The organism is Bacillus sp. HMSC036E02 (assembly GCF_001836235.1).
GTDB classification, from domain to species: Bacteria; Bacillota; Bacilli; order Bacillales; family Bacillaceae_G; genus Bacillus_A; species Bacillus_A cereus.
Genome location: NZ_KV827881.1, coordinates 1 through 1,513, shown reverse-complemented (window position 1 = coordinate 1,513; position 1,513 = coordinate 1). Strand labels below are relative to the sequence as shown.

Genomic DNA, 1,513 nt, shown 5'->3' with positions numbered 1-1,513 from the left:
GACCGGCCCAACGGGGCCATCAGGTCCGGCGGGAGTAACAGGTCCATCTGGTGGACCACCTGGCCCGACAGGAGCAACCGGGGCGACAGGAGTAACAGGAGATACTGGGGCGACAGGCTCAACTGGAGTGACAGGAGCGACAGGAGAAACGGGAGCAACCGGAGTGACGGGTTTGCAAGGTCCGCAAGGAATCCAAGGTGTGCAGGGAGAGATAGGTCCGACGGGTCCCCAAGGTGTTCAAGGTCCCCAAGGAATTCAAGGAGTAACGGGGGCCACTGGAGATCAAGGTCCGCAAGGGATTCAAGGCCCACAAGGTGACATAGGTCCAACCGGCCCACAAGGAATTCAAGGCCCACAAGGTTCTCAAGGAATCCAAGGAGCGACAGGGGGAACAGGAGCACAAGGTCCACAGGGAATCCAAGGTCCGCAAGGTGACATAGGTCCGACTGGGCCACAAGGTCCAACTGGAATCCAAGGGATACAAGGAGAGATAGGTCCAACCGGTCCAGAAGGCCCAGAGGGACTTCAGGGCCCGCAAGGAATACAAGGTGTTCAAGGGCCAGTTGGAGCAACGGGTCCAGAGGGTCCTCAGGGGATACAAGGTATTCAAGGACCGGTAGGAGCAACAGGTCCACAAGGTCCACAAGGAATACAGGGAATACAAGGTGTGCAAGGGATAACGGGAGCAACTGGAGCACAAGGAGCAACTGGAATTCAAGGGATACAAGGGGAAATAGGAGCAACGGGTCCAGAGGGCCCCCAAGGAGTGCAAGGTATACAAGGGGCGATTGGTCCAACCGGTCCGATGGGCGCACAAGGAGTGCAAGGAATACAAGGGATTCAAGGAGCAACTGGTGCACAAGGAGTGCAAGGCCCACAAGGGATTCAAGGGATACAAGGTCCGACGGGAGCAACAGGAGATACGGGGGCAACCGGAGCGACGGGAGAAGGAACTACCGGTCCAACAGGAGTAACCGGTCCAACAGGGGTGACTGGCCCGTCAGGAGGACCAGCAGGACCGACCGGCCCAACGGGGCCATCAGGTCCGGCAGGAGTGACAGGTCCATCAGGTGGACCACCTGGCCCGACAGGAGCAACAGGTGCGACAGGAGTAACAGGAGATACCGGGGCGACAGGCTCAACTGGAGTGACAGGAGCGACAGGAGCAACGGGAGCAACCGGAGTGACGGGTTTACAGGGCCCGCAAGGAATCCAAGGTGTTCAAGGAGAGATAGGTCCAACCGGTCCACAGGGTATTCAAGGTCCACAAGGAATCCAAGGAGTAACGGGGGCAACCGGAGCACAAGGTCCCCAAGGAATTCAAGGCCCACAAGGCGACATAGGTCCAACCGGCCCCCAAGGAATTCAAGGTCCACAAGGTCCTCAAGGAATCCAAGGAGCGACAGGGGCAACCGGGGCACAAGGCCCACAAGGAATCCAAGGTCCGCAAGGTGATATAGGACCGACCGGCCCCCAAGGCCCCCAAGGAATTCAAGGCCCGCAAGGAATTCAA

General features: G+C 58.7%; 1 protein-coding gene. It reads left to right on the top strand.

Going from position 1 to position 1,513, the window contains the following annotated elements; translation table 11 throughout:
* The coding region (locus HMPREF2590_RS26960) for a collagen-like domain-containing protein (protein WP_256325189.1) at positions 1-1,513 on the top strand (1,513 nt) is incomplete at both ends.